The sequence below is a fragment of the Streptomyces sp. NPDC032822 genome (assembly GCF_055578825.1).
Genome location: NZ_JBVIOL010000019.1, coordinates 71,401 through 85,715 on the forward strand (window position 1 = coordinate 71,401; position 14,315 = coordinate 85,715).

At 65.5% G+C, this 14,315-nt stretch carries 15 protein-coding genes; 9 read left to right on the forward strand and 6 right to left on the reverse strand.

The genetic code is table 11. The features are described 5' to 3' along the window. Nucleotides 1-22: 22 nt before the first annotated feature. Nucleotides 23-1,639, reverse strand: a complete 1,617-nt coding sequence (locus tag ACZ5VD_RS36565) for a beta-N-acetylhexosaminidase (protein ID WP_468684779.1) — start codon at nucleotides 1,637-1,639, stop codon at nucleotides 23-25. A gap of 238 nt (nucleotides 1,640-1,877) precedes the next feature. On the opposite strand from ACZ5VD_RS36565, the gene ACZ5VD_RS36570 reads away from it, so the two are divergent. From ACZ5VD_RS36570 to ACZ5VD_RS36600, 7 genes are all read left to right on the forward strand, one after another. Further along, on the forward strand, nucleotides 1,878-2,498 hold the full coding sequence (locus ACZ5VD_RS36570; protein ID WP_468684781.1) for a 2-oxo-4-hydroxy-4-carboxy-5-ureidoimidazoline decarboxylase: 621 nt from the start codon (nucleotides 1,878-1,880) through the stop codon (nucleotides 2,496-2,498). A gap of 167 nt (nucleotides 2,499-2,665) precedes the next feature. Continuing rightward, the gene (gene sdhC / locus ACZ5VD_RS36575; RefSeq protein WP_468547477.1) at nucleotides 2,666-3,046 is read left to right on the forward strand and encodes a succinate dehydrogenase, cytochrome b556 subunit; all 381 of its coding nucleotides are present in this window, start codon (nucleotides 2,666-2,668) and stop codon (nucleotides 3,044-3,046) included. A 5-nt stretch (nucleotides 3,047-3,051) separates the two neighbouring features. Next, nucleotides 3,052-3,534, forward strand: coding sequence for a succinate dehydrogenase hydrophobic membrane anchor subunit (locus ACZ5VD_RS36580; protein WP_468547478.1), 483 nt, complete (start codon nucleotides 3,052-3,054; stop codon nucleotides 3,532-3,534). Between the two features lie 23 nt (nucleotides 3,535-3,557). After that, nucleotides 3,558-5,312, forward strand: coding sequence for a succinate dehydrogenase flavoprotein subunit (sdhA, locus tag ACZ5VD_RS36585; protein ID WP_468547479.1), 1,755 nt, complete (start codon nucleotides 3,558-3,560; stop codon nucleotides 5,310-5,312). After that, nucleotides 5,312-6,091 carry a succinate dehydrogenase iron-sulfur subunit gene (locus tag ACZ5VD_RS36590; protein WP_468547480.1) on the forward strand — a complete coding sequence of 260 codons (780 nt, stop codon included), beginning with the start codon at nucleotides 5,312-5,314 and terminating at the stop codon, nucleotides 6,089-6,091. The genes sdhA and ACZ5VD_RS36590 overlap by 1 nt, the downstream gene beginning before the upstream one ends. Nucleotides 6,092-6,246: 155 nt before the next feature. Continuing rightward, the gene (locus tag ACZ5VD_RS36595; RefSeq protein WP_468684783.1) at nucleotides 6,247-6,822 is read left to right on the forward strand and encodes a hypothetical protein; all 576 of its coding nucleotides are present in this window, start codon (nucleotides 6,247-6,249) and stop codon (nucleotides 6,820-6,822) included. Between the two features lie 150 nt (nucleotides 6,823-6,972). Further along, the gene (locus ACZ5VD_RS36600) at nucleotides 6,973-7,581 is read left to right on the forward strand and encodes a Uma2 family endonuclease (protein WP_468547482.1); all 609 of its coding nucleotides are present in this window, start codon (nucleotides 6,973-6,975) and stop codon (nucleotides 7,579-7,581) included. A gap of 39 nt (nucleotides 7,582-7,620) precedes the next feature. On the opposite strand, the gene ACZ5VD_RS36605 is transcribed toward ACZ5VD_RS36600, so the two are convergent. After that, nucleotides 7,621-8,259: a Uma2 family endonuclease gene (locus ACZ5VD_RS36605; protein WP_468547836.1), complete on the reverse strand. Its 639-nt coding sequence runs from the start codon at nucleotides 8,257-8,259 to the stop codon at nucleotides 7,621-7,623. 117 nt (nucleotides 8,260-8,376) lie between these two features. Further along, the gene (locus tag ACZ5VD_RS36610; protein WP_468684824.1) at nucleotides 8,377-8,676 is read right to left on the reverse strand and encodes a helix-turn-helix domain-containing protein; all 300 of its coding nucleotides are present in this window, start codon (nucleotides 8,674-8,676) and stop codon (nucleotides 8,377-8,379) included. 457 nt (nucleotides 8,677-9,133) lie between these two features. Here ACZ5VD_RS36610 and ACZ5VD_RS36615 point away from each other — a divergent pair, with 457 nt between their 5' ends. Further along, nucleotides 9,134-9,613: an NUDIX hydrolase gene (locus tag ACZ5VD_RS36615; RefSeq protein WP_468684785.1), complete on the forward strand. Its 480-nt coding sequence runs from the start codon at nucleotides 9,134-9,136 to the stop codon at nucleotides 9,611-9,613. 9 nt (nucleotides 9,614-9,622) lie between these two features. On the opposite strand, the gene ACZ5VD_RS36620 is transcribed toward ACZ5VD_RS36615, so the two are convergent. Together ACZ5VD_RS36620 and ACZ5VD_RS36625 are read right to left on the reverse strand one after the other, a co-directional pair. Next, nucleotides 9,623-10,294 carry a class I SAM-dependent methyltransferase gene (locus tag ACZ5VD_RS36620; protein WP_468684786.1) on the reverse strand — a complete coding sequence of 224 codons (672 nt, stop codon included), beginning with the start codon at nucleotides 10,292-10,294 and terminating at the stop codon, nucleotides 9,623-9,625. 24 nt (nucleotides 10,295-10,318) lie between these two features. Next, nucleotides 10,319-12,433, reverse strand: coding sequence for a toll/interleukin-1 receptor domain-containing protein (locus tag ACZ5VD_RS36625; RefSeq protein ID WP_468684787.1), 2,115 nt, complete (start codon nucleotides 12,431-12,433; stop codon nucleotides 10,319-10,321). A gap of 690 nt (nucleotides 12,434-13,123) precedes the next feature. On the opposite strand from ACZ5VD_RS36625, the gene ACZ5VD_RS36630 reads away from it, so the two are divergent. Then, on the forward strand, nucleotides 13,124-13,333 hold the full coding sequence (locus tag ACZ5VD_RS36630) for a DUF7848 domain-containing protein (protein ID WP_468684826.1): 210 nt from the start codon (nucleotides 13,124-13,126) through the stop codon (nucleotides 13,331-13,333). Nucleotides 13,334-14,065: 732 nt separating this feature from the next. Here ACZ5VD_RS36630 and ACZ5VD_RS36635 read toward each other — a convergent pair. Then, on the reverse strand, nucleotides 14,066-14,293 hold the full coding sequence (locus ACZ5VD_RS36635) for a hypothetical protein (protein WP_468684789.1): 228 nt from the start codon (nucleotides 14,291-14,293) through the stop codon (nucleotides 14,066-14,068). Nucleotides 14,294-14,315 lie beyond the last annotated feature (22 nt).

Consider the following 14,315-nt stretch of genomic DNA (forward strand, 5'->3'; position numbering starts at 1 on the left):
ACGCCTCCGAGTGCCCGGCCGGTCAGCCCAGCCGGTCCGCGAGGGCCTTGAACTGCGTCCAGGACAGCTCCGGCCGACCCGAGTCCCACAGCTTCTGCACGGTCGCCCGGAGCGGCATCCGGATGCCGGCCGCGACCTGCTCCTCGGTCTGTGAGTCCGCCAGGTCGCACCAGACCGCGAAGGAGCCGCCGAGGATCTGGTCGTCGTACTGCGCGGGCACCGCCTGCGTGCCGCGCACCACGAGCGGCGTCCACTGCTCGTAGATCCGCTGCCCGGTCGGATAGACGAAGGTCTGCGGCTGCCCGAGGACGTAGTACAGGAACTCGTCGTTGTAGTTGACGAGCTCGCGCCCCGCGCTCAGATACTCGGCCGGCAGCCGCGCCCCGATCTCCTTGCCCGTCCAGTAGGCGACCTGGATGTCCTTGTCGGCCCGCACGGACGTACCGGCGAAGAACCCGTCGTTCCAGGCCCGCGGACTCTTGTCGTGGGCGCGGACCGTGTCGGCGCGGTCGTTGAGCCAGCCGGTGGTGAGGTCGGCGACGCTCGCGCCGGAGCCGTGGGCCTCGACGGCGGCGGTGGCGAGCTGGGGGTAGGACGCCTCGGGGTCGGTCACCGTCAGCGCCTGGTACTCGTCGCCGCCGAGATGCCACTGGCCGCCGGGGAAGAGGTCGGCGTACTCGTTCAGCAGGTCGTCGACGATCTCGGCGGCGTCCGGGTCGGAGATGTCGACCGCGCCGCGCGTCGCCACACCCCGCGCGTTGCGCAGCTGGAGGTCCGGGTGGGCGGCGATCACCGCGCCCAGGTGTCCCGGCGAGTCGATCTCGGGCACCACGGTGATGTGCCGGCTCGCCGCGAGCGCGACGATCCTCTCGACCTGCGCCTTGGTCAGATGCTTCTTGGACACGATCTCCGGGTGGGAGTCGGACGCGATCCGGAACCCCTGGTCGTCGGAGAAGTGCAGCCCCAGCTGGTTGAACTTCAGGTCCCCCAGCTCACGGACCCGGTCCTCGATCCAGTCGGCCGTGAAGTGCTTGCGCGCGATGTCCAGCATGAAGGCGCGCACCGGCTTGGCCGGCTCGTCCCGCACGACACCCTCCGGCGCCCTGCCGCCGCCGTGCACCTCCTGCTTGAGCGTGCGCGTGCCGTAGAAGACGCCCGCGTCCGCGGGCCCGCTGATGGTCACCCGGCCGCCGCGCACGGTCATCGTGTACGACTCCGGGTCCGCGCCCTCGTCGTCGCCCAGCGCCAGCCGTACGTCCCCGGCGCGCACGTCGTCCTTCTCGCCCGCGTAGGTCAGCCCCAGCTCGCCGGCGAGCAGCCGCCCCTCGTCGGCGAGGTCCCCGTCGCTGACCACGACCCGCTCGCCCTTGTCGGGCTGCCAGCCGGGACCGCGCGCCGGGGTGTGCGAGCGGACGGCGGGGACGGTACGGGGGGTCTTGGACAGCGGGTAGGAGCGGGTCGGGCTCGGGGTCTTCGAGGCGGCCGAAGCGCCCTGGGACGACGTCTGCTCCTGGGCCGACCCCGCCGGCTCACCGCCGTCGCCGTCACCGTCGCCACCGGCGGCCAGCAGCCCGAGGCTCACCCCGGCCGCGACCGTCACGACCACCACGGCGACGATCAGCACCCACGTCTGCGTCAACGCGTTCTTCGCCGGTGTCCGGCGCCGGTGCTGACTCCGCCTGTGCTGACTCCGTCCGTGCTGACTCACAGCGCCAACCTAGGCCCTTCGGAGAGGGGGTCGCGTCCACCACACGTTCCGAAACTCTCCCGTTCGGATGAAATTCGGGCATCTGTCGGACACTCGATGTCCGCTCTCGATAACGTGACGCCACATCTCTCGCATCACCTCTCTCACATCACTCTCTGCCGAAACCCACGTGACGCCCACACATCTCCCTGGCCGAGTGGCCATACCGTCGCTGCCCGGACAGACCCGGGACACGCCCGGCTCGCCCGCCCCGTTGGAGCACTTCAATTCTGCTCCCGCCGACGAGATCCGGCACACCCTCCTCAGCTGTCTCCGCAGCCTCCGCTGGGCCACCCGCATCGCCGCGCACCGCCCCTACCCGAACCTGGACTCCCTGCTGGCCGCCTCCGACGAGGCGGCGTACGACCTCACCACGACGGACCTGGCGGAAGCCCTGGCCGGCGAGACCCTGCCGGCCCTGCCGGACGACGCCTACGAGGCCGCCCACATGGCCCTGGGCGCGGCGCACGCCGCCTACGAGGCCCGATTCGGACACCAGTTCGTCATCTGCCTGGACGGTCTGGCCGCCGGGGAGGCCCTGAACCACGTTCTGGCGGGCATCCGGTCACGTTTGGCAAACGATCCCGAGGAGGAGCGGGTGGTGGCCGCGGAGGAACTCCGGCGCCTGGCGAGGGGACGTCTGGTCGAGGTGCTCGGGGCACAGGGCCGTGACACGGCGGCCCCGCCGCGGGGTGCGACCAGCCACGACGCCGCCGCGCCCGGCACAAACCGGGGCACCCCACCCCAGTAGCCCCCAGCGCTCCCCCATCCGCGTGCCAGTTTGATCACACCGGCAGGGCCCCCGTCAGCATCCCGACAACACGTCGCTACGATGCTGGGGGCCGGTGGACCGTACCCGGCCGGGCCCGTCCGACGCCGAAGCCGGCGGCCCCAATCCCCGCTCCCGGAGGGTTTTCCGTGCCGGCTGGAACGTTGTACCGCGGCCGGGAAGGAATGTGGTCCTGGGTGGCTCATCGAGTCACCGGCGTCCTCATCTTCTTCTTCCTGTTCGTACACGTCTTGGACACCGCTCTCGTGCGTGTCTCCCCCGAGGACTACGACAAGGTCGTAGCCACGTACAAGACACCGATCGTCGCCGTGCTGGAGTACGGCCTCGTCGCCGCCATCCTCTTCCACGCGCTCAACGGCCTGCGCGTCATCGCCGTCGACTTCTGGTCGAAGGGCCCGCGCTACCAGAAGCAGATGCTCTGGACCGTCGTCGGCGTGTGGGTCGTGCTGATGCTCGGGGCGATCTACCCCGTGCTCGGCCACGCCGCCAGTGAACTGTTCGGGAGCTGACGCCGATGTCGACCACTGAAACCACCGCGTCCGGCATCGGCCCCGTCGAGGGCGAGTCCCTCTACAGCGTCGACAACCCGGCCCCCCTCATCGAGGCCCCGCGCAAGCGCACCAAGAAGACCCCGAAGTCCACCCGTGGCAACTTCGAGATGGTCGCGTGGCTGTTCATGCGCCTGTCGGGCATCGTCCTGGTCGTCCTGGTCATCGGCCACCTGCTGATCCAGCTGGTGCTCGACGGCGGCGTCTCCAAGATCGGCTTCGCCTTCGTGGCGGGCCGCTGGGCGTCCCCGTTCTGGCAGGTCTGGGACCTGCTGATGCTGTGGCTGGCGATGCTGCACGGCGCCAACGGCCTGCGCACGGTCATCAACGACTACGCGGAGCGCGCGAACACCCGGCTGTGGCTGAAGGGCCTGCTCTACACCGCCACGGTGTTCACCATTCTGCTGGGCACGCTGGTGATCTTCACCTTCGACCCGAACATTCGCTAGGCACGGGGCTGAGGCAACCACTCATGAAGATCCACAAGTACGACACCGTCATCGTCGGCGCGGGCGGCGCCGGTATGCGCGCCGCGATCGAGTCGACGAAGCGCAGCCGCACCGCCGTGCTGACCAAGCTCTACCCCACCCGCTCCCACACGGGCGCCGCGCAGGGCGGCATGGCCGCCGCGCTGGCCAACGTGGAGGAGGACAACTGGGAGTGGCACACCTTCGACACGGTCAAGGGCGGCGACTACCTGGTCGACCAGGACGCCGCCGAGATCCTGGCGAAGGAGGCCATCGACTCGGTCCTCGACCTGGAGAAGATGGGCCTGCCGTTCAACCGCACCCCGAACGGCACGATCGACCAGCGCCGCTTCGGCGGTCACAGCCGTAACCACGGCGAGGCCCCGGTCCGCCGCTCCTGCTACGCGGCCGACCGCACCGGCCACATGATCCTCCAGACGCTGTACCAGAACTGCGTCAAGGAGGGCGTGGAGTTCTTCAACGAGTTCTACGTCCTGGACCAGCTGATCACCGAGGTCGACGGCGTCAAGCGGTCGGCCGGTGTCGTCGCCTACGAACTGGCGACCGGCGAGATCCACGTCTTCCAGGCGAAGGCCGTGATCTACGCGTCCGGCGGCACCGGCAAGTTCTTCAAGGTGACGTCGAACGCGCACACGCTGACCGGTGACGGCCAGGCCGCGGTCTACCGTCGCGGGCTGCCGCTGGAGGACATGGAGTTCTTCCAGTTCCACCCGACCGGCATCTGGCGCATGGGCATCCTGCTGACGGAGGGCGCCCGCGGTGAGGGCGGCATCCTCCGCAACAAGGACGGCGAGCGCTTCATGGAGAAGTACGCGCCGGTCATGAAGGACCTCGCGTCCCGTGACGTCGTCTCGCGCTCCATCTACACGGAGATCCGCGAGGGCCGCGGCTGCGGCCCCGAGGGCGACCACGTCTACCTCGACCTCACGCACCTCCCGCCGGAGCAGCTGGACGCCAAGCTGCCCGACATCACCGAGTTCGCCCGCACCTACCTCGGTATCGAGCCGTACACGGACCCGATCCCGATCCAGCCCACCGCGCACTACGCGATGGGCGGCATCCCGACGAACGTCGAGGGTGAGGTGCTGAGCGACAACACGACCGTCGTCCCCGGCCTGTACGCCGCCGGTGAGGTCGCCTGTGTCTCCGTGCACGGCGCCAACCGCCTGGGCACGAACAGCCTCCTGGACATCAACGTGTTCGGGAAGCGGGCCGGCATCGCGGCGGCCGAGTACTCCCAGAAGGCCGACTACGTCGAGCTGCCGGAGGAGCCCGCGTCGCTGGTCGTCTCGCAGGTCGAGCGGCTGCGCAACTCCACGGGCACCGAGCGGGTCGCCGACATCCGCCGGGAGCTGCAGGAGTGCATGGACGCCAACGTGATGGTGTTCCGGACCGAGCAGACGATCAAGACGGCGGTCGAGAAGATCGCGGAGCTGCGCGAGCGCTACCTCAACGTCTCGATCCAGGACAAGGGCAAGCGGTTCAACACCGACCTCCTGGAGGCCGTCGAACTGGGCAACCTGCTCGACCTGGCCGAGGTCATGGCGGTGTCCGCGCTGGCCCGCAAGGAGTCCCGCGGCGGTCACTACCGCGAGGACTACCCGAACCGCGACGACGTCAACTTCATGCGCCACACCATGGCGTACCGCGAGGTGGGCGACGACGGCACCGAGTCCATCCGTCTCGACTACAAGCCGGTCGTCCAGACCCGCTACCAGCCGATGGAGCGTAAGTACTGATGGCAACCCCCACCCTGGACAAGGCCGACACGGCCGGCACCCCCGAGCCCGGCTTCGCCGACTCCCCGTACATCACGGTCACCTTCCGCATCCGCCGCTTCAACTCCGAGGTCTCGGCGGAAGCGAACTGGGAAGACTTCCAGCTGGAGATCGACCCGAAGGAGCGTGTCCTCGACGCCCTCCACAAGATCAAGTGGGATCAGGACGGCACCCTGACGTTCCGCCGCTCCTGCGCCCACGGCATCTGCGGCTCGGACGCGATGCGGATCAACGGCAAGAACCGTCTCGCCTGCAAGACCCTGATCAAGGACCTGAGCCCCGAGAAGCCGATCACGGTCGAGGCGATCAAGGGCCTCACGGTCCTCAAGGACCTCGTGGTCGACATGGAGCCGTTCTTCCAGGCGTACCGCGACGTCATGCCCTTCCTCATCACGAAGGACACGAACGAGCCGACGCGCGAGCGTTTCCAGACCGCCGAGGACCGCGAGCGCTTCGACGACACGACGAAGTGCATCCTCTGCGCCGCCTGCACCTCCTCGTGCCCGGTCTTCTGGAACGACGGCCAGTACTTCGGCCCGGCCGCGATCGTCAACGCCCACCGCTTCATCTTCGACTCGCGCGACGAGGCGGCGGAGCAGCGCCTGGAGATCCTCAACGACCGTGACGGCGTGTGGCGTTGCCGCACGACCTTCAACTGCACGGACGCCTGCCCGCGCGGTATCGAGGTCACGAAGGCGATCCAGGAAGTGAAGCGGGCGCTGATCACGCGTCGCTTCTGACACCGCGTCCGACGTCGCTTCCGACAAGACGCCGCTGAGGCGGCGGGACGTCTGAGACAGTACGAAGGGCCGTTTCTCCCGATGACGGGAGGCACGGCCCTTCGGCGATAGAGCCCGATCACCCAACACACAGTCGCAATTCGGGGGACCAGACCATGACCGAGCCGAACCCGTACCAGAGCGGGCCCCACCAGAGCGGCCCCAACCAGTGGGGCCCCGGGCAACCGCCCGCCCAGCCGCCCACGATGCCGGGCTACGGATACCCCAATCCGACACCGGCGTACGGCTTTCCCCAGCAACCGGCGACTCCGACGGCTCCGGCGTACGGCTTCCCCCAGCAACCGGCGGCCCCGCTCCCGGTCCACGTCCCGGCCGCCATGGGCGGTGCCCCGATGCTGGCCATCGGGGACATCACGGTGATGGGCGACCAGATCATCACGCCCGCCGGCCCCCTCCCCCTGCGCGGCGCCGTGTGGAACGCCACCGACATGTCCCACACCGAGGAGAAGATGCCCCCGCACGCCATCGTGCTGGCCATCCTCTTCTTCATCTTCTGCCTCCTCGGCCTGCTCTTCCTCCTGATGAAGGAGAAGCGGACCGTCGGCTACATCCAGATCACCGTGACGAGCGCGGGCCGCCACCACTCGACGATGATCCCGGCCCAGGGCCCGCACACGTTCCCCGCGGTCATGGGGCAGATCAACTACGCGCGGTCGCTCAGTAGCATGTGAGCCCGTTCCTCGGCGACGCACGTCGGCAGGGGCCCTCGTGGGGGCGGGGGTGGGCGTGGGGCCACGTTCGGGTGAAGCGCCATGAACGGACGCCGGCAGCCCGTCCGGCCTACGATGATTCTCTCGACACCAGCCCACGGGAGGCACGCGATGTCCGCAGCATCCGTCGAGCGGCCGCACGCCGACCGTCCGCTGATCGCGGAGGCCAACCGCCTCATGGACCGCAACCCGGGCTACCGCGTCGAGATCATCGGGGGCCAGATCCTCGTGTCCCCGCCCCCGGACGGTGCCCACGCCAGTGCCTTGACCAGCCTCATGGTGCCCTTCCTCACCGCCGGACTACACGGAGCGGAGTCACAGGTGCTCCAGGGCATCGGACTCTGGCTTCCCACCGGTACCGAGGACTACGCCGTCCCGGACCTCACGCTGGTGGACGCCGACTTCCAAGAACACCTCGTCGAGAACAACTGTTACGAGCCCCTCGCCTTCCGTCTCGTCCTGGAAGTCACGTCCAGCAACTACCAGGCCGACCTGCGGACCAAGGTCGCCGCCTACGCCGGCGCCCATGTGCCCGTGTACGTCATCGTCGACCGCAAACACCAGCGCCTCCACGTCCTCACCGAGCCGAGCCAGGGCGAGTACGCCAACCACCGCGTCCACGCCTCCGGCGAACTCGTCACTCTCCCCGAGTCCATCGGCGCCAAGGTCACCCTTGACGTGGCGGAGATCCTCAAGGCGGGGCAGCCGAAGAGCGGTTGAGCGGTCCCCCGGCCAGGCGGATGTCCTACACGTCCGGCGTCAGGCCTGCGCCCTGGGCTCCTCGTCCGCGCCGTCCGCCCCAGAGTCGTCGTCCGGCGCCAGGACGACGAACTCCGACGTGTCGAGGTCGAAGTCGAACGGGGCGGGAACACGCAACGGCCGCCCGAAGGGCACGTTGGTGCGGGAGCGGTAGCCCTTGGGGGACGGGTCCCAGAAGGCGGAGATCTCCTGGACCTTCATGTCGAGCAGCAGATACACGGGGACGACCCGCCCGTAGGTGTCCAGCTTGTCGAGCCAGTCGACGTCCTTCGTGGAGTCGGAGGTCAGCTCGGCGACGAGCGAGAGCGCGGCACCGTCGGCGTGACGGCCGTCGGCGTCGAAGGCGGTTTCGTCGGCGACGTGCAGGTCGGGGCCGAAGCCGCGCTCGGATCCCGGGAACGTGAAGAGGAAGGGCGCCACATCCACGTCGTGCCCCTCCGGGGTGTGAGGCTCCAGCTGCAACCGAAGCGACTTCATCACCTTCTTGTAGCGCAGCTTCGACCACGGCGACACGACGATCTTCCCCCGGATGAGTTCGGCCTTGTAGCCGACAGGTGTGTCCATCTCCTCGACGATCCGGAGCATGTCCGCGAAGGCTCCGGGCTCAGGAGCATCTATGGCCGTCGGACGCTCGGTCATGATGGTCACCACGGTCCTCCATTGATTACAGAGCGTGTCGCGCCTCCCACGATAGCGTCGGCCCGCCACGGCTGCCCGGCGCTCCGCTCGGTGCCCACGTGCGGCCTTTCGGCGGCCTCAGCCCCTGACCCGCCTCGTCCTCGGAGCAGATGTAGGCGCCCAGGTCCTCCGCTGTCCTTCTAACAGCGGCCACGCCTCGTCCGTCCACATCTCGATCGTCTCCTCGTCCCGCTCGATCGCGTGGCGCACCGGGACCTGGCAGGACCAGCCATGCCGCTTCAGCAGCTTGGCCACCCCCTGGATCGTGTAGCCCTTGTGGAACAGCCTGCCGATCAGGATCTTGATCCGGCCCAGCGTCGACCGCTGGTTATCACTGAAGCCATGGGCCAGCGGCCCCCGCTTCAGCTCCGCCTCCAGCCGCTCCCACCTCCCGGCCCGACAACCGCTCCCGCGGCTCCCCCTTCGACTTCAACGCCGCGGCCCCGCCCTCGCGCCGCCGCCGCACCTTCCGCTCCGTGACCCGCAGGTCCTTCGCCACCACGGCATCATCACCGCGCTCGAACCGCTTGGCCTCCTCCACTTCAGCAACTCCCGCTTCTCCTGCTCGACGGGCGTATACCTGCCCCTCTGCGCGTACCTCATGATCCCGTCATACCGCAGGGATCACGGACCGTCACCACCCCACAGGCTCTACGAGTTAAACCTGAGTGCCTACCGTGAGTACACCGAACATGTTGCGCGCGCCCGCGCACGAGATGCGACAAGACCCCGGCAAATAGCTGCCTTCCATGAAATCCACGTAGCGCACAATGCTAAGCTGCCCCGTATCGGACACGGCCCGAGCAACGCGGGTTCACCATTTCGGAGAGAGTCTATGCGAGATATCGTCAACACGGACGATGAAGTAATTGGAAAAGCCGAAAAGACCGAGATCGAGGAAAAGGGATTAATCTGTCGCGTCGCATTTGTCATGCTGCACAATGGCCGCGGTGAGTTGCTGCTACACCAGCGCGCCGCCACCAAGCGATTCTACCCCTTGTACTGGTCGGGCGCGGCTGCCGGCCACGTAAACGCGGGTGAGACCTACGGAGAAGCTGCCCATCGGGAACTCCATGAAGAGCTGGGAATCGAGACGAAGTGCCAGTGGGTGGGAAAGTTCTACTCGGAGGCGGATCGCGAGATGGTCGGCGTCTTCCTCGGCGAGTACGATGGCCCCATCAAGATCGAGGAGGCCGAAGTCGAACGCGTCGAGTATTTCAGCCTGGACCGGCTCAGCGAAGAGCGCGAAGGAATGCAGGTGACGAGCTTCGTCGACCGGTCGCTCCCTTTGGTCACCAAGGCGATGGGCGCGTAAAAGAGCTCCTCATGATCCGTTCAAATCGAACGGTTTCTCGGCGATCATTTTGATGTAACTGTGGGCGTGCGCCTCCATGTCGTCGTGGGCGGCCTCCTGCTTCCTCCGTTCCAGGTAGAGCAGAGTTTTTTGCCACGTGCCGTAGGCCGCCACGACGGCGCCGTCCTCATCGTCCGGGAAAGTCGGCACCACTCGGTGAGGTTGAGGAACCGGGCTGAACGTACTCCACAATGACACAGCGTTCATGCCACCCGGTATTGTCATGTCCTGCATCTGCCTGCACAGTGCGAACTTGTCCTCGATGTAGTGCAGAACTCCGTTGCACACGATGAGATCAAACGTGCTGGCAGGCTTGAATTCACGGATATCCGCGTGATGCACCGTTACCTCGACCTCGGCCTCGCGCATGAAGCGGCGGACCTTGGTGGCCCCGACATGACTTAATTCCACAGCCTCGACCTTCCATCCGAGAAGGGCAAGTCTGATGGCGTCCACACCCTCCCCGCTGCCTATGTCGAGAGCACGGCCAGGCCGTCTTCGCTGCGCCCAGCGCAAGATCGACTGAGTCATGAGCGATGCCGGGTGGCTGTCGGGATCGGTTGAGTACCGGTGCGTATGCCGCCACCAGTACCTCTCCGAACCCTCGTAGGCGGCGTCGAAAAATTCTCTTATCTCGGTCATAAAGCCCTCCTCACCGCTGGCCTTCTAGACTTCCGAAGGAAGAGATTCCATGAATTCATGGTCGCCATAACTTTCGGAAAGTTCCGCCATCGCTTTCGCTCTTGATGCGTCGTTCCGAATTTCATCGATTAACTGGGATGCGTTTGCGACACCTATCCTGGAGTATGTCGGCACCAGATGCGTGAAGAATGCACGGTACTGCAGTCCTGCGATTCCGGTGATATAGATCGCCTTGTGGCCAGAGCGCCTCGAACGTTTCGTTCTCTCCGCGGCCTCGGAGAACCGGGCGAGCAGCGCCTCGGACACTCCGGTTCCGCACGACGACTCCCTGGCGAGCGCTTCTGCCGCATCGGATCTGCCATGGAGACGCAGGTTCAGGCAGAGAACATGGGTGAGGGCGTCACGCTGAGACGGCTCCAGTGACTCGTTCCCGCAGACAGCGAGGACGTTGGAGTGCACCTGGTGCTCCCTGATGGTCACGAGATCATCCATCTTCCAGGGAAGCATGTGCGACTCGGTGGTATATCTCGCCTCACTGGGCAGCTGCTGCTCAAAGAGATAGAAGAATAAATTCTCCTTGTCCGGATAATAAAAATTGAGCACATCCACCAGGCTGGCCGCCTCGGGAAACTCCGATATTCCGAAGTCCTGCAGGAGTTCTCGGCCGAGCGCGGTCCGACCCATGAACTCGGAAACAATGAAACCGGAGTCACCAGAGAGTACCGCGGCGCCGTCCTCTTGGACGGCGCAGTCCCGCTGGTTAATATATCCACTCACATGGGATATCTTCCCCATCTCTCGAGTCGAAGTACGTGGGGTATTGATTTGCAGAAGTGGCTCGGCACCCGATCTTCCGGTTCTCCACGTTATCGCCACCAGAGCGGCCAGCCAGTCTCCGGTTTCCTGACCGTCGACCAGGACACTGCGCCTGAACCGGGCACCACGGCAACGGAATTCTGGGGTACTCGGCGAGGGCTCACCGAAGAGCACGATCTCATGTTCCTCGCGACTCGACTCGACGACCTCCCTGAAGGCCTGTTCGAAATAGTCGTCCACGCGGTCGAGAAAGTTCACCCGCAGGTCTTCACGAGATTCGAGTTTCGGTCGAGAAATCGAGAGCTGGATACTCTTGTCGCCGTTCGGCATTGAGAAGAGCGCTCCAGTGAAAGGTGCGACAAAGGGGGAAACATAGATCGTCCAATGACCCAGCCGGCCGTAACGTAGCAACAGGGACATGAGACGCCTGCGTGCCTGCCAGACGCGGCGTTTACGTTCCGCGAGCGCGGTGTTCCGGTCGGGGAATCTCGCGCTGAGACCGTCATTGATGAACGGCAGGACGGAATCATCCGGGAAGACGATGTGCAGGTGATCCCAGAACCCCTCAGCAGTCCGGGACTTCCGCAGCGCTGCTTCCTCCAGGAGATCCGGTAACGTCTCGTCGGACACCGTGATGACGGTCACCGAGCGGGCCTGGCTCAGGAGTTCAACGAACCGGCGCTGGTCCTGGCCGCGATGCGTGTTGACGAGCGGGAACTCGGCCTCCGGTGAAACACCGGGACGAAACGATGACTCATCTTGCTCCCGTGTCAAAGGCCGCCGCTTCCGGGGCAAAGCGTCGAGCATGTTGGAAAGGTCACGGCTCAGCCCCGAGAGGCGTACGGCGAAACCGGGTTCCTGCGGTGTGACGTCGGTCAGGTCCACGCTCTGCCTGGCCTTCGCCTCTTTGATTCTGCGGGCCGCGTCCGGTCCGGTGGCAGAACCGGACCCCGTGGAAATGTAGCGGACCGGGAAGACAAGAGATTCGTGAGGCAGCAGGTCGTACTCGAGCCTGCGTTCCTTCTCAAGGGCAATAAAGGTGTCCCACTCCCGTGAGCACCAGGCGGAAGAGGCGTACGAGGGCGATTGGATGGAAATGAGCGTCGCACTTCGCCGGAGAGCCTGCAGAAGCCTCGTCTCCCACAACGCGGAGAACGGAATATCGGCAGTGTCGACGAACAACCGTAGCGGTCGACCCGTCAACGAGCGAAACGTTTCACCCAATGCCTTCGTGAAGTCGGGCATGAAGCCACGCGTCTGTTCGTCGAATCGTGCGTAACTGATGAAGGTGTCGTACTCCCACGAATCAGTCGCGTCGGCCATGCACCGCCCCCTCCGGCCACATGTAGACCAGGGTACCTGGGGCGGTCTGACGGCGGAATGGGATAGACCAACGTACGTGGCACCAACGGCCGTTCCATCCCAACCACTCGCGTGAACCGCGAATCGGGACACGCTGCCAGATGCCCGATATACGGTTGATCCACAACAACATGGGGTGCCACGCAAGGCGCGTGGACAAGTACGCACAGACACTTGGCGCCCACGTCGCATGGACCGGATCTGGCCAACCTGCTAGACCGAGGCCCCACCTGGGACAAGCCTCGTGCGTGCTGCGTTCGTCCTGGGTGCAACTGGCCTACACACGAGGCCAGCTCTTCAGCCTCTGCTCGAACACAGGTTGGGGGCAGTACTCAGGTTGAACTCATAGTGTCTGCCCGAGTGATCACGAGGGTTCGATGATCAGGCTGGTTCCAGTGAGGCAGCCGTCGATCATGTGAGGTCTGAACTGGAACCGCTCCCGTCACACATAGGGCTCTTCGTTCGGGTCGATCACGACACAAATGGCACTACCACCGGCCAAGTGCTGCACAGTTGCCGACCTTGAAGAAACACGACGAGCCGCGTGAGTTTGATCTCCACAAAGCCTGAACCTCCAAGTTCATCTTCCGGGTAGTCACTGGTGTCCTGCGATCCAATTCGCCCTTCATTCGCTACAGAGAGTGACGGATCATCGTATGGCACGAGAACTTCCCCGTTGCGACAGAAAACAGGAACTGGCCACTCCGTCGATTCCAATTCGTCCACCTCCCCCACGACCGACCATCCCCCGCGAAGCAAACCCCGCAGAAATGGGTGTTGCGGCACTGCGGCCAAAACCCGTCCCACCACACCTACCGGGAGATCATCGCCCGGCCCTGGCGGGCCTGGCGGCAGACCTGACCCGCCCCGTCCTCCGATGCGCCGCACCGCGCTGATCTACCCAACTCCCGTCCCTGCCGGGCGCAGCCGATCGAGGCTCCCCACCTTCGTCAGCTTCGGCGGGAACGGTCCCTCACATGCGTGCCGTGCCCATCGCCATGAGTTTCTGGCCTCAGCCACAGAGAGTCGGCCACGACGACGGGCGCGCCGACCGATCACCCGCCACGTGTGTCTCGGCTCAACCCGCACCGGGACCAGCCCAGTTATCTCCGCCGTCACGCCCCCAGCCAGACATCGGGCCCAGGCTGCCGGTACGGTTGCTCGGCCCGAGCGCCGACGCACGGCACGAGCCCGCGACGGCTTCGCGGGCGCCCTCCCGACCTGCTGGTGAGCGGGTCAGACCGGAAGGGCTTCCGCCTGATCTCTGGAAGCCTCGACAGAGATGCTCTGACGAGTTTTCAGTTTTGTGCTTACACCCAGACGCTCAGCTCCGGGTAGAGCTACACCAGCGCATCGATCATCTGGTGAAACCAGAGGGACATAGCGATCCCATCCTGACGCGGATCATACGAGGCGCCGGCTGTCTCAAGCCAAGCCTCAGCCAAGCCGTCCTCCCTCATGCCCGAAGCTACGATCTGCTCCAGGGGTGCCCGCAATTCCCTGACTACCTCAGAGGGTTCGGCTGCCCTCCCTGGCCGTTCCAGGGAGGGCTTCATGCACGTTCAGCCTTTTCGCAGAGACGACGCCCATGAATCATTGTTCATTAAGAATCCCGATGGCTTCCGGAAGTCCCATGATTGCCCTCATGCGCTCCGGATTATCTTCCCTTTCGGCGCACTCGAGAATCAGGGAAGTAACTTCCCGACGCCCCTCTTCCGAAAGGTCACGGAAGACAGCGGCAGCAGGTTCAAGGATATCGGTTGCGATATCCGGATCAATATCTTCATCGTCCGTCAAGTCGATCGAGACGACGACGCTCACGAATGCACAAACCAGGATCTTT

Bases quoted from the DNA above. Each gene is read 5' to 3' on its own strand.
- ACZ5VD_RS36605 (WP_468547836.1), bottom strand. From the start codon at position 8,259: ATGACCGAGCGTCCGACGGCCATAGATGCTCCTGAGCCCGGAGCCTTC.
- ACZ5VD_RS36580 (WP_468547478.1), top strand. From the start codon at position 3,052: ATGTCGACCACTGAAACCACCGCGTCCGGCATCGGCCCCGTCGAGGGC.
- ACZ5VD_RS36590 (WP_468547480.1), top strand. From the start codon at position 5,312: ATGGCAACCCCCACCCTGGACAAGGCCGACACGGCCGGCACCCCCGAG.
- ACZ5VD_RS36600 (WP_468547482.1), top strand. From the start codon at position 6,973: ATGTCCGCAGCATCCGTCGAGCGGCCGCACGCCGACCGTCCGCTGATC.
- ACZ5VD_RS36595 (WP_468684783.1), top strand. From the start codon at position 6,247: ATGACCGAGCCGAACCCGTACCAGAGCGGGCCCCACCAGAGCGGCCCC.
- sdhA (WP_468547479.1), top strand. From the start codon at position 3,558: ATGAAGATCCACAAGTACGACACCGTCATCGTCGGCGCGGGCGGCGCC.
- ACZ5VD_RS36615 (WP_468684785.1), top strand. From the start codon at position 9,134: ATGCGAGATATCGTCAACACGGACGATGAAGTAATTGGAAAAGCCGAA.
- ACZ5VD_RS36625 (WP_468684787.1), bottom strand. From the start codon at position 12,433: ATGGCCGACGCGACTGATTCGTGGGAGTACGACACCTTCATCAGTTAC.
- ACZ5VD_RS36620 (WP_468684786.1), bottom strand. From the start codon at position 10,294: ATGACCGAGATAAGAGAATTTTTCGACGCCGCCTACGAGGGTTCGGAG.